At 71.1% G+C, this 21,908-nt stretch carries 16 protein-coding genes and 1 pseudogene; 10 read left to right on the forward strand and 7 right to left on the reverse strand.

The annotated features are described in order from the left end of the window. Window positions 1-79 precede the first annotated feature (79 nt). Window positions 80-487, forward strand: coding sequence for a DUF6336 family protein (locus EJ357_RS02165; RefSeq protein ID WP_126388055.1), 408 nt, complete (start codon window positions 80-82; stop codon window positions 485-487). A gap of 562 nt (window positions 488-1,049) precedes the next feature. Here EJ357_RS02165 and EJ357_RS02170 read toward each other — a convergent pair. Continuing rightward, window positions 1,050-2,282 carry a glycoside hydrolase family 88 protein gene (locus tag EJ357_RS02170; protein ID WP_126388057.1) on the reverse strand — a complete coding sequence of 411 codons (1,233 nt, stop codon included), beginning with the start codon at window positions 2,280-2,282 and terminating at the stop codon, window positions 1,050-1,052. Window positions 2,283-2,392: 110 nt separating this feature from the next. Further along, window positions 2,393-2,653, reverse strand: a pseudogene (locus EJ357_RS02175) (enolase C-terminal domain-like protein); the annotation flags it as partial. A 157-nt stretch (window positions 2,654-2,810) separates the two neighbouring features. On the opposite strand from EJ357_RS02175, the gene mgrA reads away from it, so the two are divergent. The 3 genes from mgrA (at window position 2,811) to EJ357_RS02190 (ending at window position 5,631) form a co-directional block, all read left to right on the forward strand. Next, window positions 2,811-3,854 (forward strand): L-glyceraldehyde 3-phosphate reductase, encoded by a 1,044-nt coding sequence (gene mgrA, locus EJ357_RS02180; protein WP_126388059.1) that lies wholly within the window; start codon window positions 2,811-2,813, stop codon window positions 3,852-3,854. Between the two features lie 194 nt (window positions 3,855-4,048). Next, window positions 4,049-5,209, forward strand: a complete 1,161-nt coding sequence (locus EJ357_RS02185) for a trypsin-like serine protease (RefSeq protein WP_126388061.1) — start codon at window positions 4,049-4,051, stop codon at window positions 5,207-5,209. Between the two features lie 92 nt (window positions 5,210-5,301). Beyond that, on the forward strand, window positions 5,302-5,631 hold the full coding sequence (locus EJ357_RS02190) for an antibiotic biosynthesis monooxygenase family protein (protein WP_126388063.1): 330 nt from the start codon (window positions 5,302-5,304) through the stop codon (window positions 5,629-5,631). A gap of 546 nt (window positions 5,632-6,177) precedes the next feature. Here EJ357_RS02190 and EJ357_RS02200 read toward each other — a convergent pair. After that, on the reverse strand, window positions 6,178-7,002 hold the full coding sequence (locus EJ357_RS02200) for a DUF817 domain-containing protein (protein WP_175647280.1): 825 nt from the start codon (window positions 7,000-7,002) through the stop codon (window positions 6,178-6,180). Between the two features lie 342 nt (window positions 7,003-7,344). On the opposite strand from EJ357_RS02200, the gene EJ357_RS02205 reads away from it, so the two are divergent. The 3 genes from EJ357_RS02205 to EJ357_RS02220 all read left to right on the forward strand — a co-directional run bounded on the left by EJ357_RS02205 (window position 7,345) and on the right by EJ357_RS02220 (window position 11,048). Beyond that, window positions 7,345-8,271, forward strand: coding sequence for a GNAT family N-acetyltransferase (locus tag EJ357_RS02205; RefSeq protein WP_126388065.1), 927 nt, complete (start codon window positions 7,345-7,347; stop codon window positions 8,269-8,271). 112 nt (window positions 8,272-8,383) lie between these two features. Next, the gene (locus EJ357_RS02210; RefSeq protein WP_126388066.1) at window positions 8,384-8,593 is read left to right on the forward strand and encodes a hypothetical protein; all 210 of its coding nucleotides are present in this window, start codon (window positions 8,384-8,386) and stop codon (window positions 8,591-8,593) included. Window positions 8,594-9,233: 640 nt separating this feature from the next. Beyond that, on the forward strand, window positions 9,234-11,048 hold the full coding sequence (locus EJ357_RS02220; RefSeq protein ID WP_126388068.1) for an ABC transporter ATP-binding protein: 1,815 nt from the start codon (window positions 9,234-9,236) through the stop codon (window positions 11,046-11,048). Between the two features lie 91 nt (window positions 11,049-11,139). On the opposite strand, the gene EJ357_RS02225 is transcribed toward EJ357_RS02220, so the two are convergent. Further along, window positions 11,140-12,261, reverse strand: a complete 1,122-nt coding sequence (locus EJ357_RS02225; RefSeq protein ID WP_126388070.1) for a sugar ABC transporter substrate-binding protein — start codon at window positions 12,259-12,261, stop codon at window positions 11,140-11,142. Then, window positions 12,258-14,843, reverse strand: a complete 2,586-nt coding sequence (locus EJ357_RS02230) for a SpoIIE family protein phosphatase (protein ID WP_126388072.1) — start codon at window positions 14,841-14,843, stop codon at window positions 12,258-12,260. Before EJ357_RS02230 ends, EJ357_RS02225 begins: the two co-directional genes overlap by 4 nt. Window positions 14,844-15,206: 363 nt before the next feature. Between EJ357_RS02230 and EJ357_RS02235 the strand changes: the two genes are divergently transcribed. Genes EJ357_RS02235 through EJ357_RS02245 form a run of 3 tightly spaced genes read left to right on the forward strand, consistent with a single transcriptional unit; the run spans window position 15,207 to window position 18,387 of the window. Beyond that, complete coding sequence (locus tag EJ357_RS02235) at window positions 15,207-16,295, forward strand: substrate-binding domain-containing protein (protein WP_126388074.1); 1,089 nt, start codon at window positions 15,207-15,209, stop codon at window positions 16,293-16,295. Window positions 16,296-16,333: 38 nt separating this feature from the next. Then, entirely contained in the window at window positions 16,334-17,116 is a 783-nt protein-coding gene (locus EJ357_RS02240) for an ATP-binding cassette domain-containing protein (protein ID WP_126388076.1), read from the forward strand. A gap of 5 nt (window positions 17,117-17,121) precedes the next feature. Next, window positions 17,122-18,387 (forward strand): sugar ABC transporter permease, encoded by a 1,266-nt coding sequence (locus tag EJ357_RS02245; protein WP_126399108.1) that lies wholly within the window; start codon window positions 17,122-17,124, stop codon window positions 18,385-18,387. A 33-nt stretch (window positions 18,388-18,420) separates the two neighbouring features. On the opposite strand, the gene EJ357_RS02250 is transcribed toward EJ357_RS02245, so the two are convergent. Together EJ357_RS02250 and EJ357_RS02255 are read right to left on the reverse strand one after the other, a co-directional pair. Continuing rightward, window positions 18,421-19,941: a carboxylesterase/lipase family protein gene (locus EJ357_RS02250; RefSeq protein ID WP_126388078.1), complete on the reverse strand. Its 1,521-nt coding sequence runs from the start codon at window positions 19,939-19,941 to the stop codon at window positions 18,421-18,423. Window positions 19,942-20,101: 160 nt separating this feature from the next. Then, on the reverse strand, window positions 20,102-21,784 hold the full coding sequence (locus tag EJ357_RS02255; RefSeq protein WP_126388080.1) for a tetratricopeptide repeat protein: 1,683 nt from the start codon (window positions 21,782-21,784) through the stop codon (window positions 20,102-20,104). Between the last annotated feature and the right edge of the window lie 124 nt (window positions 21,785-21,908).

Here is a 21,908-nt window from a genome sequence, read left to right on the forward strand (position 1 = left end):
CCGTGCACGGCCGAGGCCAGGAGCGGTGCGGCGCTCCCCCCTGCTCCTGGCAGTCCCGGCGCTCGAGTACGGTGCCGCCATGGAGTTGGACGACGACGGGGTGCGCCTGCCGCGGCTGCGGATGCGCGATGTGCTGGCGCGTGGGGTGCTGTTCGGTCTGGGGGCGGTGGTCCTGGTCGCCGTCGTCGCCTTGTTCGTCCCCCGCCACAGCGCACGCCTGGAGTTCCTCGCCGTCACCGGCGGGCTGTCCGGCGCGGGCGCCCTCGTCTTCCTCCTGACCGGCTTCGCCTTCTGGGGAGCCTGCGCCGGCGACGTGCGGCGCTTCCGTGACTGGCGGACCATCACCGGCCAGCCCGAAGCCCTCACCGTCTTCGCCCCGTTCAGCCTGCGCGTCGGCGCCCTGGCAGCCGTCCTGGCGCCTGCCGCCATCGGCCTGTACACCGTGGTCGACGCGGCCGCCTACGACAGCTGGCTGCACAGCCACTGACCGCCTGGCGACGTCGAAGTGCGCCACCCCCATCCGGTCCCGGAGCCGGGACCGGTCCCGCGCGGACGGCGGTAGTAGTGACACGTTGCACCGTCAACTGATCACGCACTCACTCTCCTCCGGGGGCGCGCATGCCGGTCGATGCCATGCCATTCCGCGTAGCCGCAGGCCAGGAGCCATCCAGCCCCGCGCAATGGATGCTCGTCGTCGCGATCATTCTCGTGGGGCTTTGTTGTGTCCTGGTGTTCATAGGAGGGATGGGCTTGGGGTGCCTCGGCATCGTCGCAGCCGCACTTGTCCTTCCACTCGGCCTGTACGTGGCCGCTTCGTTGGGCGCCAGTGAGTTGACGGCCGCACTGGTCGGTGCCCTTGTCGCGGAATTCGCATTCCTGGCTTCGAGACTGTCTCTCGCCTTCGTGCTCGGTCGTCGGGAGAACCGAGCACACCAGGCCAGGTTGAACGAATGGCACCAAATTCGCAGTCGGCCACGATCGGTGGCGGAGATGCGGGACTACTGGGACAGGGGGGAGTGAGCTGCGGCCGGCCCGCCTGTCAGGGCAGTTCAGACGGTGGCCAGGTCGATCGCCCGGTCGACGTCCTGTGGCTGGAGCACGCGCAGGATGCCTTCCAGGAGGTAGTAGTCGGCGTACGGGAGGGAGATCTCGACCCCGTCCTCGTTCGGCCGGTGGCGGGTGCAGCGGGCCACGGCCCCGTCCGCGCGGGTCGAGTTCCTCGTCAGGCAGGTCTCCGACAGTGCGGTGAGCAGCCGTAGCGCCACCTCGCGGTATGCGTGGCGGCCGGTGGCAGCGGACAGGTCGAGCAGGCCGCAGGCCATGATCGCGCCGGCGGAGGCGTCCTTGATGTCGTACGGCTGTTGCGGAGCGCGGTAGTCCCACACGGGTACGTGGTCCGGGGTGAGCGCGCCCACCGCGAAGTCCGCCAGGCTGCGGGCGGTGGCCAGGAACTCGGGGTTCCTGGTGCGCCGGTACATCGTGGTGAATCCGTACAGGCCCCACGCCTGGCCGCGCGACCAGCACGACGTGGGGCTGTACCCCTGCACGGTGTTCGGGCCGATCGGGGCGCCAGTGGCCGGGTCGAAGTCGTACACGTGCGGGGTCGACCCGTCCGGGCGTGGGAAGACGCGCCGGGTCGTCCTCGCGTGCTCCACGGCGATGTTCAGGTACTTGTCGTCGCCGGTCTGGCTGCTCGCGAACGCCAGCAGGTCGAGGTTCATCATCGTGTCGATGATGACCCGGCCGGCGTTCCGCTCGTCGTTCAGCGCGCCCCACGCCCGGATGAAGCGCCCGCGCGGGTTGTACCGCTGGATCAGGGAGTCGGCCGCCCGCAGGGCTCCGGTCCGCCATCTGGCATCGCCCGTCAGCCGCCAGGCCGTGACCCACGACGGGTAGAAGAGGAAGCCGAGGTCGTGCGTGCCGGTGTCGTACTGGCGAGGGGCCAGCTTCTCGGCGGACGCCACGGCCCATCCGCGGAAGGCGTCGTCCTTGCTGTGGAGCCATGCCATCCACAGCGTGCCCGGCCAGAACCCGCCGACCCAGTCCCCGTTCTGCGAGTAGACCCACTTCTCGAACTTCGTCCCGACGGGGAAGGCGGTCACGGACGGTGCGACGGCGCGGACCTTCTCGACGGCGTAGTCGGCCGCCGCGCGGAGCTTGTGCAGGGTCGGTGCCGGTGGTCTGGCGACGGTCGTGTCCGCGGCCGCGGCCGGTGTCGACGTGGCGGATACCGCCGCGACACCGGCTGCCGAAGCCAGCACAGTACGCCGGGAAACACTCATGCTGGTCCTCCAACTGGTCATCGGGGGAATGGAGTTGACCGAGCCTTGCACGGCGGGCACATCGCTGTACACCCACGTGAGCCATGTTCATACATATGAACCAGGTCACTGCCCTCGACGAAGCGGAACGGGGCGGGGTCGGCGAGGTAGGAGAGCAGGTCGTCGTCCCTGTTGCAGTGGATACCTCGGCTCTGTTCCTGGATGAGGAAGTTCGGCGTCGCGAACCCGACTTGGAGGCTCGCGGCCGGCGCGATCGGGCCGAGCGGGCAGTGCGGGGCGAGCTGGGCGCCGTAGGTGTCGGTGGTCATGCCGAGGCCTTCACGACGCTCCAGCCCCCCGTCCACGACGAGGCTCGCCCCCGTGATGTCAGGGGATGACGCGGGCCGCTCAGGGCGGGGACGTAGGCGTCACGGCGATGTCTATGTCGTAAGGCCGGAACCCTGTCAATATTGATTACCAATTTAAAGAAACATGGCTCACCCTCGGCCGCTTCCCTGCCACGGCCGCATCGGGTGGAACGATGCCACGATGACCCACCTCGCGGATCCCGACCGCTACAACGGCACCATGCGCTTCCGGCGCACCGGACGCTCAGGACTCGACCTCCCCCTGCTGTCCCTGGGGTACTGGCACAACTTCGGTGACGACCGCCCCTTCGAGAGCCAGCGCGAGATCGCCCTGCGCGCCTTCGACCTGGGGATCACCCACCACGACCTCGCCAACAACTACGGCCCGCCTTACGGCGCCGCGGAGATCAACTTCGGTCGACTGCTGAAGCAGGACCTCGCGCCGTACCGGGACGAGCTGGTGATCTCCACCAAGGCGGGCTGGGACATGTGGCCCGGCCCGTACGGCCAGGGCGGCGGCTCACGGAAGTACGTCCTCGCCTCGCTCGACCAGTCGCTACGGCGGACGGGACTGGAGTACGTGGACATCTTCTACTCCCACCGCCTCGACGCCGGCACCCCGCTGGAGGAGACGATGGGCGCGCTCGACACGGCCGTACGCCAGGGCAAGGCCCTGTACGTCGGCATCTCCTCGTACGACGCGGAGCGCACCCGGCAGGCGGCCGCCATCCTCCGCGAGCTGGGCACCCCGCTGCTCATCCACCAGCCCTCGTACAGCATGCTCAACCGCTGGATCGAGACCGAGGGGCTGCTCGACACCGCCGAGCAGGAGGGGTTCGGGGTCATCGGCTTCACGGCCCTCGCGCAGGGGCTGCTGACCGGGCGCTACCTCGACGGCGTCCCCGCGGACTCCCGAGCCACGCAGGGCAAGTCGTTCGACGAGACGTGGCTCTCGGACGACATGCTGCGCAGGCTCCGCGCGCTCAACGACATCGCGGCCCGGCGCGACCAGACCCTCGCCCAGATGGCGCTCGCCTGGGCCCTGCGCGACCGGCGGGTGACCTCGCTGGTGATCGGCGCCTCCCGTGCCGAGCAACTGGAGCAGAACGTCGCCGCGTTGGAGAACCTCGACTTCACGGCCGAGGAGCTGGCCGAGATCGACAAGTACGCCACCGACGGCGGAGTCGACCTGTGGCGGGACGCCCGCACCGGCAATCTCGACTGAGGCATGAAGGGCCATCGCTATGCAGGACATCCGTGGCGGACGTCCATGGCGGACGTTCATACCGGAATTCAGGCCTGTATTGGTATGGACCTGACACACCACACATCGCTAGGCTCTGCCCGACCCTGAATGAGAGCGCTCTCACATTGCGGTTGTTCCACCCCACCTTGCTGGAACGACGAAGGGCAACTCCCTTGAGACGCATCAGATTCACGTACGCAGGCCTGGCCGTACTCCTCGTGCTCGGCGGCTGGACCGCGTCCGGCACAGGGCCCGCCTCGGCGAACGACGCCCCCGCGGCGACCGACGAAGCACCCGCCTCCGCCGGACTGCTGCAGGCGATGCAGCGCGACCTCGGCCTGTCGAAGCAGCGGGCCGAGGCGCGGCTGGCCGCCGAACGCACCGCGATGGACCGCACACCGCAGGCACGGAAGGCCGCCGGGTCCGCCTACGGCGGCGCGTGGTTCGACGCGCAGAGCGAGCGGCTGACCGTGGCCGTCACCTCGGACGCCCCGCCCGCGACCGTGCGGAAGGTCCGGGCCACCGGAGCGACGGTGCGCACCGTCGCACACAGCGCGCGCGTTCTCGACGCGGCCAAGGCCCGTATCGACCGCATCTCCGCCCCGGCGGGCGTCAGCAGCTGGCACGTCGATCCGGTGGCCAACAAAGTCGTGGTGAACGTCGTACGCGACAGGCAGGCCGACAACGATGTCCGGCGCTTCGTCTCCCGCGCCCGGGAAGCCGGACCCGTCACCGTCGAGACGGTCGCATCGGCTCCACGCACCTTCGCGGCGGGAACGGTCGGCGGCGATCCCTACTACACGGGCAACGTCCGATGTTCCATAGGCTTCTCGGTGCACGGCGGATTCGTCACCGCGGGGCACTGCGGCCAGGCGGGGGCCGGGGTCAGGGGCTGGGACGGAAGCTACATCGGCTCCTTCCAGGGGTCGTCGTTCCCGGACAACGACTACGCCTGGGTGAGCGTCGGCAGTGGCTGGTGGACCGTGCCGGTGGTCCTCGGCTGGGGCACCATCCCGGACCGGCTGGTGCGCGGCTCGGCCGAGGCGCCCGTCGGCACCTCCATATGCCGCTCCGGCTCCACGACGCACTGGCACTGCGGGACGGTGCTGGCCAAGAACGAGACGGTCAACTACAGCCAGGGCGCGGTGCACCAGATGACCAAGACCAGCGTCTGCGCCGAACCCGGCGACTCCGGAGGCTCCTTCATCAGCGGTGACCAGGCGCAGGGCGTCACCTCGGGTGGCTGGGGCAACTGCTCCGGCGGTGGGGAGACCTGGTTCCAGCCCGTCAACGAGATCCTCAACCGCTATGGGCTGACACTGCACACGGCCTGATCCGCACTGATCCAGCCCGATCCGGCCCGATCGGGCAGGTGTGGGCCGAGTCGCTGTCCGGGGGCCGGAGGGCGTGCGGCAGGATGAGGGACATGAGCGTAGTCAAGATCAACGTACTGACCGTCCCCGCCGAGCAGCGCGAGACGCTCGAGAAGCGGTTCGCCTCGCGTGCGCACGCCGTGGAGAGCTCCGACGGGTTCGAGTGGTTCGAACTCCTGCGGCCGGTCGAAGGCACCGACCAGTACCTCGTCTACACCCGGTGGCGTGACGAGGAGTCCTTCCAGGCCTGGATGGAGGGACCGATGAAGTCGGCCCACCAGGGCGGCGGCGCGGAGGGCGGCGAGCGTCCCAAGCCGGCGGCCAGCGGGTCCACGCTGTGGTCCTTCGAGGTCGTGCAGCAGGCGGCGCCGACGAGCAAGTAGTGGTTGCCGGCCGGGGGTGCCCGCCCAGGGTGCCCCCGGCCTGCCGGCCGCATCCCGCGGGCGCCGCGGTCAGGCGGCCCGGGCCCGCCCGCGGTCCACACCCAGCGCCTCCGTGAGCAGATCGAAGCGACGCGTCAACCAGCCCTCGCCGAAGCGGCTCCACAGGGCGGGCAGCACCTCGAAGCACGGGTCCCCGCCAGCGGCTTCGGATCGATGGCCGGCCAAGGCCCGCCGTGACCGCGACCAGCCCTCGCAGCCCGGCCGGTGCCGGTACGGCCGTCAGCCGTGCGAGCAGCTCCGCGAGGATCCGGGTCGCCTCCATCATAGGTCGGGCACGGTGAACAACGGCCGCTCCTCGTCGAGCCGTTCGAGCAGCAACGTGCCGGTATGCGGGTCCTCCGCCAGCAGATGTACGGCCCCGTCGTCGCCCCAGACCGCCGCACACCACGGGCAGCACGACCGACGCACGCCCGCGTATCGGTGCCCCCTCCTGGCGAAGCCCCCACCGGTCCGGAAAGACCGCGTCCCGTTCCTCCAGTCCCCCGTTCACGGCTCTCCCGGAATCGGGCCGTGCGTGCCGTGGACCTCCCGGCGGCGGGACGGTCGGGCCACGGCCGCCAGGACGAAGGTGACGCTGATCAGCAGGGACCAGGCGCCGATCTTGTCCGCGCCCACGGGCTCCCAGCCGTCGAGCTGGTAGGGGTAGCGCCAGGCGCCGAGGTACGTGGCGAGGTTCTCCGCGACCCAGAGGAAGAAGCCGATCAGGACGAAGGACAGCGCCAGCGGCATCCGGCGGCGGACACCGCGGACCGTGTAGCGCACCGAGGTGCCCGCGGTGACGGCCAGGAGCAGGCAGGCCAGGAGCCAGCGCGCGTCGGGCAGCCAGTGGTGGCTGAAGAAGTTGACGTAGACGGCCGCGGCCACGACCGCTGTCGCCCGTGGCCGGTAGCGGACCAGCTCCAGGTCGAACAGGTGCCAGGCGCGGCAGACGTAGCTGCCGACGGCCGCGTAGAGGAACCCTCCGTAGAGCGGGACGCCCGCGAACTTCAGGACGGCCGGTTCCGGATAGCTCCAGGATCCGAGCGACACCTTGACCAGTTCGAAGGCCAGGCCGATGACATGGCACAGCGCGATGACGGCGATGTCCCGGCCGTTCTCCCAGCCGCGCAGCCAGAACACGAGCGTGAGCAGCACGCCGTAGGCGACGAGCAGGTCGTAGCGGGCCACGGGCAGCCCGGGCAGCAGGGTCGACGCGGCCACGCCGGAGAGCAGGGCGATGGCGAAGGCGCAGGACCGGGTCTGGGTCCAGGCGAAGTCGAGCAGGTGACGGACCGAGGCGGCCAGGGGGCGGGTGTTGATGGTGGTGAGCATGATGCCTTGAAAGACGGCCCCCCGGCCTGCTCGGTTCGTCAGTGCCAGTTCGTGTTCGTCAGGGCGTGGCCGTCGCCCGCCGGCAGGGCGGGCGAGACGCTGTGGCCGGCAGGGTCTGGAGCGGTCGGCGGCGTATGCGGGGCCTCTTTCGTGGGTCGGTGGTGTCCTGCTCGTCGCGCTCGCCCTGCTCGGGCCGCTCACCGCCGTGACCGACCGTCGTGCCGTAGGAGACGGTCAACGTCCGCTCCGGACCGGCGCGTTCATACGGGAGGGGGACCGGGGAGCACCGCCGCAGGGTGAAAATCCGTTGCGGCCGGCCTCCCCTCCCCCGAACCTGAGCCCATGCCTTACGTCCTGCGTCCCGCCGGCCTCACCGACGCGGCCGCCATCACCGACCTGCTCAACGACATCGACCGGATGGAGATAGGTCGGCCCGAGACGGACCTGCACACCGTCGAGGCCGATCTGAAGCGGTCCGACGTCGCTCTGGAGCGCGACTCGTGGCTGGCCTTCGACGGCGACCGGCTGGTGGCCTACGGCCTGCTGTGGGACGAGTCGGGGGGTGAGCGCGTCGACATCGATCACTACGTGCTGCCCGAGCACCAGCGGGCGGGCGAACTCCTGCTGGACGCGATGGAGGCCCGCGCCCTGGACAAGGCACGCGCGAACGGTGCGTCGAGAGCGGTCGTGCATCTGCACCTCAACACGGAGCCGACGCTCGACACGAGGCTGATCGAGCGGCGGGGCTGGTTCGCCGTACGGCGGTACCACGTCCTGCACCGGCCGCTGGACGCCGCCGAGGACCTCGTCCCGCAGGCTCCGCCCGGCGTGCGGCTGCGGGCGTGCGCCGACGAGGCGGATCGTGCGCGGGTGCACGCGCTGTACCAGTCGAGCTTCGCCCAGCACTTCGACTTCCAGTCGCGTACGTACGACCTGTGGCTGGAGGACGTCGACGCCGACGTCCTCGACTGGTCGCTGGTGTGGATCGTCGGCACCGAGGAGCTGGGGGACGCCGGGTTCCTCATCGCGCGCGACGACCGTGAGGCGATGGGCTGGATCCGGAGCATCGGAGTGCTGCGTGAAGCCCGTGGTCAGGGTCTCGGCGGCCTGCTGCTGCGGCACGCCTTCGGCGCCTTCGCCGCGCGGGGACGGGAGACGGTGGGGCTCGGCGTCGACACCGCCAACGCCACGGGGGCTCCCGCCCTGTACGCGCGCCATGGGCTGACCGTCCATTACGCCGTCGACACCTGGGAGACGGTCCTGAAGTGACCGTGACCGCCTGCGACGAGGGCGGCGGGGCACCGTGAGCATCTGGTGGTAGCCCCACAAGCCGGTCGCGCTGTGGGCGTCGAGGCCGCCGCCGTAGATGTGGAGGTGACCCGTGAAGTCGCCGCCCCAGGCCGTCGACGCGGTCACCGTCTCCAGACGCGGTCCGCTGCCGTCGACGTGGCCGCACGTACGGTCGTTGCAGCCTGACGCACCCGCGAACGCCGTCGGCGTGCCCGCCGCCAACAGCGCCGCCGCGCCGGCCGCGCTCACCGCAGGGACCCTGAGATGGCGTGGCGACCGAGGAACGCCTCCCCACGGGTGACTCGCTCCCGGTCTCAGGCGGCGGCCGGGCCCTCGGCCTTGGCGAGGGCCTCGCGCTGCTTCTCATGGGCCTTGCGCCGCCTCTCGTGGTGGAGAGCCGCGGCCGTGGCCAGCGCGCCGAGTCCCTCCCACACTCCCGCGCCCAGGAAGCCGGACGGGGCACGGCCGCCGAGTACCGCCAGTGTGAAGACGCGGTCAGGAAGACCGGTGTGTGATCGCCCTGCGCCCGTCCGGCGTCCCCTACACGGGTGAAGCCCATGACGGTGAGGAGGGCGTCCGGGGCGATGAGCCCGACGGCGCCCATGACGGCGGCGATCGCACCGAACACGGCCATGGTCCAGCCGGACGGGGAGCGGGGCAGGAGTCGCACGAAGTCCTCGGTGGGCCTGGGGAGTTGGGGCTGTGGTGTCCCTGCGTACCCTGCGGGTCCCGTGCGGTGAAGACAGGGGTCGCAGACCGGGGACCGGGACCCTGCCGACCTGCTCCCGAGGGCCCTTTTCCCGACCGGAAAACACTTGGACTGCGCGGTCGTCGTCGCGGGACACTTCCGCACTCGAACCCAAGCTCACACGGCCGTTGCCGGCGATGACCCCTGCCCGCGTGACGCATGGCAGGCCGCCGCAGAACAACACAGGGTTGGGATGGAAACCCCTCAAGCACGCAAGGTCCAGCCGGGCAAACGCTCGGTACTTCTCGCACTTCGCTACTACGGACGGGAGTTGGCCAGGCTCCGCCGGCTGACGCTCCCCACGATGCTGCTCTCGGCGCTGGGCAACATCGGAATCAACTACGTCGCGCCGCTGATCGTCGCCAAGCTCGTGGGTGACATCGCCGACGACAAGGACATCACCGTCGGCTCGGCGCTGCCGTACGTCCTCGGCTTCGTCGGTGTCCTGCTGCTGGCGGAGACGCTGTGGCGCATCGCCCTGCACTGCCTGAACCGCCTCGACGCCCTCGGTATCGAGCACCTGTACGTGATCGGGATGGACGAGCTGTTCGCCAAGGACGCCGCGTTCTTCCACGACAACTTCGCCGGATCGCTGACCAAGCGCGTCCTGAGCTTCGCCTCCCGTTTCGAGCAGTTCGTCGACACGCTGACGTTCCAGCTCGTGGGGAGCTTCGTGCCGCTGGTGTTCGGGGCGGTGGTGCTGTGGAGGTACGAACCGCTGCTCGTGGTCGGACTGCTGGTGATGATCGCCGTGACGGCGGTGTGCGTGGTGCCTCTCATCCGGCGCCGTCAGGCGCTCGTCGACGAGCGTGAGGAGGCGATCGCCCGGGTCTCGGGCCATGTCGCCGACAGCCTGATGAACATGGACACGGTCCGGGCGTTCGCCGCCGAGGGGCGCGAGGCCGCCGAGCACCGCGCCCGCGTCGCCACGTCGCGCCGGCTCACGCTGCGCTCGTGGGACTACGGCAATCTGCGCATCGACACGCTGGTCGCGCCGATGTCGGTGCTGACCAACGCGCTGGGACTGCTGCTCGCGGTCACGCTCGGCGGGGGCGCGCACGGTGTGGAGGCGATCGTGGTGGCCTTCACCTACTACAACAACGCGACGCGGATCATGTTCGAGTTCAACCAGATCTACCGCCGGCTGGAGAGCTCGATGACGGAGGCCGCGCAGTTCACCGAGCTGCTGCTGACACCGCCGACGGTGCTCGACCCCCCGTCGCCGGAGCCGCTGGTGCGCGGGGCCGCCGATGTCCGCTTCGAGCGGGTGGTGTTCGCCCACTCCGGGGGCCGGCCGCTGTTCGAGGGCCTGGACCTGGACGTGCCCGCCGGATCGAAGATCGGCCTGGTGGGGCGGTCCGGTGGTGGCAAGACCACGCTCACCAGGCTGCTGTTACGGATGACGGACGTCGACTCCGGCCGGATCCTGATCGGCGGTCAGGACATCAGCCGGCTGCGCCAGGCCGATCTGCGCGGTCTGATGGCCTACGTGCCGCAGGACCCGGCGATGTTCCACCGCACGCTGCGGGACAACATCGCGTTCGCCCGGCCGGACGCCACCGACGCCGAGATCCGCCGCGCGGCGGAGGCGGCCCACGTCACGGAGTTCGCCGACGCGCTGCCGTACGGCTTCGACACCATGGTGGGCGAGCGCGGCGTCAAGCTGTCCGGCGGTCAGCGCCAGCGGGTCGCCCTCGCCCGGGCGATCCTGCGCGACGCACCGATCCTCCTGCTCGACGAGGCGACCAGCGCGTTGGACTCCGAGAGCGAGATCCTCGTCCAGGAGGCGCTGTGGCGGCTCATGGACGGGCGGACGGCGCTCGTGGTGGCACACCGGCTGAGCACGGTCGCCGGCATGGACCGGCTCGTCGTCCTGGACCGCGGACAGATCGTCGAGCAGGGCACCCACGACGAACTGCTCACGGCGTCGGGCGCCTACGCGAAGCTGTGGCAGCACCAGTCGGGCGGATTCCTCGACGACACCCCGGCGCGGGCCGAGTTGCCCTGAACCGGAGACGGCCCGCGGCGGGCGGGCGGCGGATGTGTTCCGCCGCCCGCCCGCGCTTCGGTGGTCGGCCGGTCCGGCGTCGTGGGAGTCGTCACGGGGAGAGTCCGGCCCGGGCGCAGGCGGGGCGGAGCTTAGGAGTGCAGATCTGGTCGACGGTGTACACGCCGCCGTCGACGAGGGTCTGCCTGATCGTGTCGGCCGTCACCGCTTCCGGAGTGAGCAGTACGGCCGGGATGTCCTCGGTGGTGGCGCTGTCCAACGTCGTCGTGGCCATGTCCTGGACGTCCTCGCCACGCCCCAGCGCCACGGCCATCTCGGCGGCCGCGGCGGCTTCCGCCCGGAACGGCTTGTACACCGTCATGTACTGCTCGCCCTTGACGATGCGCTGCACGGCGTCGAGGTCGGCGTCCTGGCCGGTGACGGGGGGAAGCTTCCTGACACCGGCCGTCTTGAGAGCGGAGATGACCCCTGCGGCGATGGAGTCGTTGGCCGCCAGGACGCCGCCGATCCGGTCCGAGCCCAGGGCCGTGATGGCGGCGGACATGTTGGCGTGGGCGTTGTCGGTGCTCCACGCCGCGGTGTCGTAGGACTTGGCGACCTTCAGCCTGCCCGTGATGACGGACAGCGCGCCGCTGCGGAACCACGCCGCGTTGGCGCTGGTCGGGTCGCCGTTCATCATGACGACGTTCCCGCTGCCCCCCATGGCCGCCAGGAGCGCCTCGCCCTGGAGCCTGCCGACCTGCGCGCCGTCGAAACTGACGAAGCCCGAGATCGGTCCTTCGGTGAGCCGGTCATAGGAGATGACCGAGGCACCCGCTCTGCGTGCCTCCTGGACCGAGGAGCGCATCGCCTTGCTGTCGGCGGGGTCGAGGATCAGGACACTGGCCCCTTTGGTGATCATGGAGCTCATCTGTTGCTGTTGTCTCGCCACGTCTCCCCCGGCGTTGGCGTACGCCACGGTGCAGCGAGGACACAGCTCCTTCAGCCGCTGCTCGATCAGCGGCTTGTCCCATTTCTCCCAGCGGGGGGTCACTCGGTTCGGGAACAGCAGGCCGATCGTGAAGCTGTCCGTGCCTGCCTCGTTCTCTCCCCCACAGGCGGCCAGGGACATCGTCATGAGCCCGGCGACGAGCGCCGCGGCGATCTGCCGCGTACGGGTACGGATACGGGTACGGATACGGGGCCTCAGGGCGAGCCCCCTCAATCCCCTCATGGCACGCCCCCCAGGTCCCCTGGCGGCACCGAGCCCGCGAGCGCCGGTTCGGGTCGCGGCACGCGGATCTCGCTCCACACCTGTTTGCCGCCGGCCACCGGCACGGAACCGAAGGTCTCCGACATCGCCTCGACCAGGAGCAGGCCCCGGCCGCCGGTCGACTCCCAGTCCACGATCACCGGTTTGGCGGGCGCCCTCGGCGAGCCGTCGGTCACGCTCACGCGTACCAGGTCGCCGCGGAGGATCAGATCGAGTCGGACCGAGCCCTGGGTGTGCACCAGGGCGTTGGTGACCAGTTCGGACACGACCAGCAGCACCCCGTCGGCCGCTTCCGCCACCTTCCACCGGCGCAGGGTGCGCGAGGTGAAACGGCGGGCGTGCATGACGGCGTCGGGCAGCCGCCACACCTCCCAGCCGGCCCGGATCGGCCGGGCGGTCATGCCGTCGTAGCGCAGCAGCAACAGGGCGACGTCGTCCTCGCGGCGGCCCTCGTCGCCGAGCAGTTCGTCGGCCATCCGCCCGGTGTCGGCCGGGTCGGCCGCGGCGAGCGCGGCGCGTGTGCGGTCCATCCCCTCGTCCAGCGGCAGGTCGGCGGCCTCGACGAGGCCGTCGGTGACCAGGGCGAGCACCGCGCCGGGGGTCAGCGCCACCGCGGTCATGGGGAACTCCGCCTCGGCGAGCACGCCCAGCGGGAGCCCTCCCTCGACGTGGACCTCCTCGGTGGTGCCGTCGGGATGGCGGACCAGCGGGGAGAGGTGTCCGGCACGGACGAACAGGGCGTTGCCCTCCTCCAAGTCCAGTTCGACATAGCAGCAGGTGGCGAAGAGGTCGGTCTCCATGCCGACGAGCAGCCGGTTGGCGTGCGAGACGACCACGTCCGGCGGGTGGCCCTCCACCGCGTACGCCCGGACCGCGGTGCGCATCTGGCCCATGATCGTCGCGGCTCCGGCGCTGTGTCCCTGCACGTCACCGATGACCAGGGCCACCCGGTCCTCGGAGATGACGATGACGTCGTACCAGTCGCCGCCGACCTGGAGTCCGCGCCGGGCGGGCAGATAGCGGGCGACGGCCGTCCCGCCGGGCAGTTCGGGCAGGCGCCGGGGCAGCAGGCTGCGCTGGAGCAGCGTCGCGAGTTCCTGCTCGGCGTCGTAGGCGTGCGCCCGCTCGAGGGCCTGTCCGACCAGCGCGGCGGTCGCCGTCAGCACGGACCGCTCCTCGGTGGCGAACTCGTGCGGCTGGTCCCAGCCGACCAGGCATACGCCGACGACCGCGCCCTTGGCGGGCAGCGGCAGAACGGCCAGTCCTCCGGCGCCGATCCCCGCAAGTCCCGGTTCGAGGGCGGTGCCGACCGGCCACAGGTCCATCCGCCCGTCCCGCAGGGCCAGTTGGAGGGTGGGAAGGGCTCGCACCGGGGCGTCGGGCCACTCCGAGCGCCACTCGGCCCGCCAGATCTCCGGCCAGGCGGCGGGCTGCGGCGGGTCGAGGACGATGACCACCAGCCGGTCCTCGGTCAGTTCGGCGAGCGCCACCCGGTCGGCGGCCAGCGGTTCGCGCAGTGCGGTGACGACCACACGGCCGACGTCCTGGACCGTCACGGCGTCGTCGAGTGCGGCGGTCAGCCACTGGATCCGGGAGACGTCGTCGGCGCTGCGGCGCTGGACCGAGGTCGCCGTCACCACGCCCAGCACCTGCTGCGGCCGGTCGTCGGAGCTCGCCGTCATCCGGCAGCTCAGACTCAGCCAGCGAACCTCGCCCGTGGAGTGGCGGACCCGGAACTCCAGCTCGCGCCGGGCGGACTCGGGGGCAGTCGGCTCAAGGACCGACATCAGCGCGTGCATGTCCTCCGGGAGGGCGTTCGCCAGCAGGGTGTCCGCCTTGCCGTCGAAGTCGGCCGGGGTGATGCCGACCAGTCCGAGCAGCGTCTCGTCCGCGTCGACCACGCCGGTGTCCGGCTCCAGGACGAAGGAGCCGACGCGCAGCGCGCGCAGGGCGAGGCTCAGCAGGGGCGGTGATCCGGGCCGGTCGGCGCCGCTCCGCAGCAGGTCGGCGACGGCGTCGGCGTACCGCTCCAGGAAGCGGCGTTGCTCGGCGTCGAACCCGTCGGCGGACGTCCCCACGACGACGAGGCAGCCCGGCCGTCCGCCCTCCGCCCTGAGGGGCAGTGCGCCCAGTGACGTCCCCACTCGTGGCGGTGCCGGTCCGCCCTGGTCGTCGTAGGAGGAGAGGGCCGCGGGGTTCAGCCACAGCGGCCGGTCGGCGCGGACGGCCCGCGCGGCGGGTGAGTCACCGGACCGGGGCAGGAGCTTCGGCAGGCCGTACTGGGCGGTGCCGGCTCCGGTCATCCGGGCGGTGCCGACTCCGGCCGTCCGTGCGGTGCGGTCTTCGGCCGTCTCCAGCAGCCGGAGCTCCTCGTCCCCGGCGCCGGGCACATAGACGGCCGCCATCGCCACTCCGGCGAACGTCAGAGCACGCTCCACCGGCGCGGCCTCGCGCTCCGCAGACGGTGGACCGGTGCCCGCGGCCCCGGCCTCCGATGCCCGCAGCTGCGAGACCCCGGTCCGGGCAGGGCCGTCATGAGGCATGTCCGCACCTTCCTCCCGCCCCAAGGCCACAGGTGCCGACAGACTGAGATCGGGGCGTTCAGCTTCCAGCGTCTCATATGGGAGCCAAGCGGACAGATCAGGATGAATTCCCCTTCATTGACGATTCCACCCTCGCCTTTCCGCCATCGGTCGGGCTCCACTCCGGTCGGGTCCGTCATCGCGTTCGCAGTTCATCCCGGCCGGTGCCACACTTACCGCATAGCCGCTTTGCCCCTCTTTGACACAGCATGTACCCCGATCTCAGGCAGAACGTTCGCCGTGACGCCCGGCGTCGGCAAACGCGGCTGTTCGTCCTGGACGCCCTCCTCACCCCGCGAGGTGAAGGAAAGGGAGGTCTCTCGTATGAAGGGCTGCGCACGGGGGGCGGTCGTCGCGGTGGCCGCGGCCGCGACGGCCGCCGTGCTCGCGGCCTGTGGGGAGAGCGGCGGGAGCGACTCCGGCGGGGGAAACGGGCCGAGGATCGGCGTGCTGCTGCCGGACGCCACCACCGCACGCTGGGAGACCAACGACCGGCCGCTGCTCGACCGGCACATCAAGGAGCTGTGCGAGGAGTGCGAGGTCGAGCATGCCAACGCCAAGAGCGACGTGGCGATCCAGCAGGCCCAGATGGAATCGATGATCGCCGAGGGGGTCGACGCCATCCTGCTGGTGGCCGTCGACTCCAAGTCCCTGCGTCCCACGGTCACCAAGGCGGACGAGGCGGGTATCCCCGTCATCGCCTACGACCGTCTCGCCGAGGGCCCCATCGCCGCCTACGCCTCCTTCGACGGCGAGGAGGTCGGCAGGCTCCAGGGCAGGGCGCTGGTGCGGGCCATGGACGACGACGGGGTCGGCGACCGGATCGTCATGATGAACGGCGATCCCAGCGACCCCAACGCGGTGTCGTTCAAGAAGGGCGCCCTGTCCGAGCTGGAGGGCAAGGTCGAGATCTCCAAGGAGTACGACACCCGCCAGTGGCGGACCGAGATCGCCCACATGAACATGTCCGGCGCCATTTCCGCCCTCGGCGCCGGCAACATCGACGGGGTCTACGCCGCCAACGACGGCCTCGCGGCCGGCAGCATCTCCGCCCTCAAGGCCAACAAGGTCGACCCGCTGCCCCCCGTCACCGGACAGGACGCCGAACTCGGCGCCCTGCGGCGCATCGTCGCAGGCGAGCAGTACATGACCGTCTACAAGCCCTTCGAGCCCGAGGCCTCCGCAGGCGCCGCGCTGGCCGTGGCCGCGGCCCGCGACGAGAGCCTGGAGCGGGTCGCCGAGGACACGGTGCGGACCAGCACGGGGAGCACGGTTCCGGCCGTCCTGCTCACCCCTGTGTCCGTGACCGTCGACACCATCGAGGACACCTTGGTGAAGGACGGTGTGTACACGATCCAGCAGATCTGCACCCCCCAACTCGAAGCCGCCTGCGCCAGGGCCGGACTCACCTGACCGACCGGCTGCGGAGCCGGACCGGCCACGGGAAGGAGATGGTGTTCGTGCCGAGTCCCCCCTTGCTGGCGCTGCGCGGTGTGTGCAAGCGCTTCGGGGTCGTCGAGGTCCTCACCGACATCGAACTGGAGATCCGCGCGGGGCAGGTCGTCGCGCTGCTGGGCGACAACGGGGCCGGCAAGTCGACCCTGGTCAAGGTAATCTCCGGAGTCACACCGGCGGACCGGGGCGTCATCGAGTGGGAGGGCCGGCCGGTCCAGATCAGACGCCCGCACGACGCCCGGGACCTGGGCATCGCCACCGTCTACCAGGACCTCGCGCTGTGCGGGAACCTCGACGTGGTGGGCAATCTCTTCCTCGGCCAGGAGGTACGCCGGTACGGGTTCCTCGACGAGGTCGAGATGGAGCGTCGCACCAGCCTGCTGCTGGAGCGGCTGACCAGAGGGGTCCCCGATCTGCGCGCCCCGGTCGTCTCCCTGTCCAGCGGTCAGCGGCAGACGGTCGCCATCGCCCGCTCGCTCCTGGGCGACCCGCGGATCCTCCTCCTGGACGAACCGACCGCCGCGCTGGGGTTCGAGCAGACCAGCGAGGTCCTGGACCTGGTGGACCGGCTGCGCGACCGGGGCCTCGGGGTGCTGCTCATCAGCCACAACATGGGCGATGTCAAGGCTCTCGCGGACCGGGCCGCCGTGCTGCGGCTCGGCCGCAACAACGGCTTCTTCGACGTGAATACCGCGTCCCAGGAGCAGATCATCGCCTCCATCACCGGCGCCACGGAGAACGTGCCGCGCCGGATGGCCCACCGGGAGGCAGGGTGGTGAAAGGGATGCAGAGCGGGGCGGAGGCGCCGGCGCCCTCCGCGCCCACCGCCAAGACCGGCCGGCCGCCCCGTGGTGCGGCCCTCGCCCAGCTGCTGGACAGCGGGGTCGCGGTCCTGCGGCGCAAGCTGAGCGCCGGCGAACTGGGCTCGCTCCCGGTCGTCCTGGTCCTCGCCGCCGTATGGATCACCTTCCAGTCCCTCAACGCCAGCTTCCTGTCCCCGCGGAACCTGTCCAACCTCAGCGTGGACATCGTGGGTACGGGCCTGATCGCCGTCGGCATCGTCTTCGTCCTGCTGATCGGCGAGCTGGATCTGTCGGTCGGGTCGATCAGCGGTCTCGCCGCCGCCGTCTTCGCCGTGCTGAACGTGAACCACGGCGTGCCGGAATGGCTGGCCCTCATCATCGCGATACTCGCTGGCACCCTGGCGGGAACCGTGCAGGGCTACTCCGTCGCCAAGACGCGGGTGCCGGCCTTCGTCGTCACCCTCGCGGGGCTGCTGACCTTCAACGGCCTCATGCTCTACATCCTGGGGACCAGCGGCACCGTCAACCTCGACGAGAACGGGCTCGTCGCAGAGCTGACGAGCCACTACTTCACCCACGACGCCGCCGCCTACGGCGTGGCAGCGGTCGCCACGGGCCTGGTCTTCCTGGTGTCGCACCAGGACCGGCGGCGGCGCATGGCGATGGGCATGCCGCACCGCTCGTTCCGGGGAGTCGTCACACGTACGGCGTTCCTCGCGGCGGTGGCGTTCACCGCCGCGTATCTGCTCAACCGGTTCCAGGGGCTGCCGCTCGCCCTGCTGATCTTCCTCGTGGTCGTGGCCGGCCTCGACATCGTGCTGCGCCGCACGCACTACGGGCGGCAGGTGTACGCGCTCGGCGGCAGCATCGAGGCGGCCCGCCGCGCCAGTCTCAACGTGACGGGCGTGCAGACCGCCGTGCTCGCCGTCTCCGGCACCATGGCCGCGATCGGCGGTCTGTTCCTGGCCTCGCGCATCACCTCGGTGAGTCAGGGGGCGGGCTCGGGCCTGCTGCTGCTCAACGCCATCGCGGCGGCCGTCATCGGAGGCACCAGCCTCTTCGGCGGCCGCGGTACGACCTGGTCAGCGGTGCTCGGCATGCTGGTCATCCAGTCGATCGCCTCGGGCATGGTGATCACGGACACCCCGACCGCCGTCCAGTTCATGATCACGGGCGGGGTGCTCTTCGCCGCCGTGGTCATCGACGCCCTGGCGCGACGGTCGCAGGAGGCGCATGGGCGGGCGTGAGGGAGCGGCGTCACGCCGTCGTCAACGGCCGCGTCATACCGTCGTCAACGGCAGTTCCGCGAACGTGTGCCCCTCCCAGAGGCGCCGCGAGGCCTCCTCCGGGTACGCGGTGACCGTGGGTTCGGCGTCGAGGAGCCGGACGAGGCGCCTCTCGCTGTCGTAGGCGGGCCAGCCCGGGTCGCCGGTGTGGGCGAACCCGGTCCAGGCGGAACGGATGAGGGCCGAGAGCGCCTCGGTCTGCGGCGTGGGCTCAGGGCCGATCAGCAGGGCGCCGAGCCCGTCGTACCGGCCGAAGGTCAGGGGCACGTCGAGGCCGTGGCAGGCGCCGAGGAGGCCGCCGTTCGCCGGGGCGGGCCAGGTGAGCTCGTACAGGTGAGCCCGGCCGCCGCCCGCCACCTGGGCCTCGGCCAGATGGAGCGAGGGCATGCGGAAGAGCCAGTCGGACTGCACCAGCTCGAAGAGGTGCTCCGCGGAGGCGTCCGGGAACGCCGCACGATAGGCCCGCTCGGCGTCCGGAACCGGCCCGAACATGCCCAGCGCCATGGACGCCAACCCCTCGTCCACCCGGCCGAGCAGCCCGCCGAGCAACAGGAAGAGGCGGTACTCGTCCCGGTTGTGCCCGGCGATCAGCTCCACGTCGCGCCCGGCGCCGCCTGCGAGGGCCTGCCACGGCGTCGCGGGCAGCACCTCACCGTCGACGACCGGTGAGTACGGCGTCGGGGTGAGGGCGACCGCGCCCCACCGGTGGACGTACTCGCGCATCCGGGCGCCGAGCGCGGCGCTCGCTTCGGGCAGCTTGCGCGGGTCCACGCCGGACAGGTCCGCCACCGTCGGACGCAGCCCCAGCTCACCGGCCACGGCCTCGGCGATGTCGGCGGCCAGCGCGTCCGAGAAGAAGGTGCCGGGCACGCTCTGCGCGATGGCGCGGCGGAACAGGCCGCGGGCCCTCGGCATGGCCATCAGCGCGGCGGTGGAACCGGCCCCGGCCGACTCGCCGAAGACGGTGACCCGGTCGGGGTCGCCACCGAAGGCGGTGACGTTCTCGCGCACCCACTCCAGGGCCGCGACCTGGTCGAGCAGTCCGCGGTTGGCGGGAGCGCCCTCGATCCGCAGGAACCCCTCGACGCCGACGCGGTAGTTGAGGGTGACGACGACCAGGTCGCCGTCGCGGGCGAGGCGGGCCGCGTCGTAGGCGGGGTCGTCGGCGGAGCCGAACTTGTAGGCACCGCCGTAGAGCCAGACCATCACCGGGCGGCCGGCCGCCGGGTCGGCGTCGGGGGTCCAGACGTTGACGGTCAGCCAGTCGTCGCCGGTCGGGACGGGACCGGGAGGAGCGCCTTCGGGACCGAACGGCTCCTGCGGAGGCGGCGGGCCGAACGCGAAGGCCTCCCGGACGCCGTCCCAGCGCTCCACCGGCCGCGGCGCGGCGAAGCGCGCCTCGCCCACGGGCGGCTGCGCGTACGGGATGCCGCGGAACACCGCGAGGCTGCCCTCCAGCCGACCGCGGACCGTACCGGCCGGCGTACCGGCCTCCGGGAACTGGCCACTGCTCATCGATGACTCCTCGACGACTCGGGGCGCCTGTGAATTTGACTTCACTCGGCGAACCTACCGGTCCCGTCCCGATTGCGCATGCCCCTCACCCACGCTGCTCCACGTCTTCCCGGACGTCGCCGCGAGTGAGCTGCGGCCGGCCTGCGTGCCCGCCTCTCCGTCAGTCGGCGCAGCAGCCGTCCTCGGGGCCGGTGCCCTGGTGGATGTCGAGCCGGCAGAAGCAGGACGCCTCGATCGGTACGTCCGCCAGCGCGACGGCGAGACGCAGTTGCTGGGCCACCATCTGGGCCTCCTCCACCTTGCCCCGGCGCATCAGGCACTCGTGGAGGCCGTGCAGGGACCAGACGTTGCCCGGGTGCTGCAGGGCGCGCGGAAGGGTGCCGTCGAGGCCGAGGTCGGCACGGTAGACCGCCTCGGCCTCCTCGACCCGCCCCTGTTCGAGCAGGAGCGCGCCGTAGGCGTGCCGGGTGGGCTGCATCCAGCCCCACGGCTCGTCGTAGGGAAGGTTGTCGTCCAGCTCGATGGAGCGTTCCAGAGCGGCGAAGGCGGCGTCGTGATCGCCCTTGCGGTATTCGAGTTCGCCGTCGAGCATCGCCGAGGCGATGGCGAGGATGTCGGCGCAGGTGTTGTTGAAGAGCATGCGCGTCTCGGGGACCCGGGCCACCGCCTCGCGGAAGAGCCGGCGTTCCGCCTCCGCCTCCAGGACCTGGTGGGTCGAGGAGAGCGCGACGCCGCGGGCGTAGTGGATCATCGCGGTCGTCACGCAGTACAGCTCGGGGTCGGCGGGCAGCGCCAGGTCCAGGATCTCGTCCCAGCGGCCGAAGCGGATCAGGGCGTGGACGCGCATGGCGAGGAAGCTCTCCAGCCAGTCGGCCATGGGAGGGCTGGGCACCCGCAGCAGGTCCTCCGGGATGGAGGCCTCGAGCTGCGCGGCGGTCTCGAGGGCGACCCGGGACTGGCCGAGGAACATCGCGCCGTAGATCTTGAAGTGGTAGTTGTGCGAGCGGTACAGGGTGTAGAAGTTCATCGCCCCGGCTCGGGCGTGGTACTTCTCGTCGGCCGCGATCGCCGAGGTGTTGTCCGAGACCACCCGCCGGTAGTCGCCGCAGAGCACCTCCAGGTGGGAGGGCATGTGGAGGAGGTGCCCGGCGTCGGGCACCAGGCCGCGCAGCCGGTCCGCGACGGGCAGCGCCACCTCGGGTGTCGGGGACATCTCCATCAGGTGGATGTACAGGTGCACCACACCCAGATGGTCGCGTCCCGCGTCGGTGGCGAGGGCCCGGTCGAGGACTGCCTTGGCCTCCAGCGTGCGCGCGCCCTCGGCCGGCTTGCCGGTCCTGAGGTCCCACAGCTGCCAGGGCGTGAGGTTCATCAGCGCGTCGGCGAACAGGGTGGCGATGTCCGGGTCGTCGGGGGCGAGTTCGTAGACCGCGCGCATGCTTTCGGCGTACGGGGCGTTCCAGACCGAGCAGTCCTCCACGGCCTTGGCCTGCGGGTAGCGGGCGCGCAGGGCGGCGATCAGTGCCCGTTCGACGGGGGTCGCGGTCGCCGCCTTCTCGTGGGCCAGCTCCACGGCGGCGTGGGTGCGGTCCACGGTGCGGGCCAGATCCTGGTCGTCGAAGAACTCCCAGGGTTTGTTGTAGTTCGGGCCGAGCGCGTAGGCGATGCCCCAGTGCGCCATGGCGCAGTCGGGGTCCGCCGCGACGGCGGCCTCGAAGCAGGCGACGGCCTCCTCGTGATGGAAGGCGTACGTCCATGTCAGCCCTCGGTCGAACCAGAGCTGGGCCTGGGCGGAGGACGTGGTCACGGAGCGGGTGTGGGTGCCGAGGTCGTAGTACTCCATGGGGCTGTCTCCTGCCTGTGCCGCGTCGGCGGCTCACGTATCCGAGTCTTCCCGAGAGCGTCCGCCTTGCCGACCCCTGTGCCGTCGGGTCGGTGCTGTGCGGACCCCGCAGCGACAACGGGGC

Source organism: Streptomyces cyaneochromogenes (assembly GCF_003963535.1).
Classification (GTDB): Bacteria; Actinomycetota; Actinomycetes; order Streptomycetales; family Streptomycetaceae; genus Streptomyces; species Streptomyces shaanxiensis.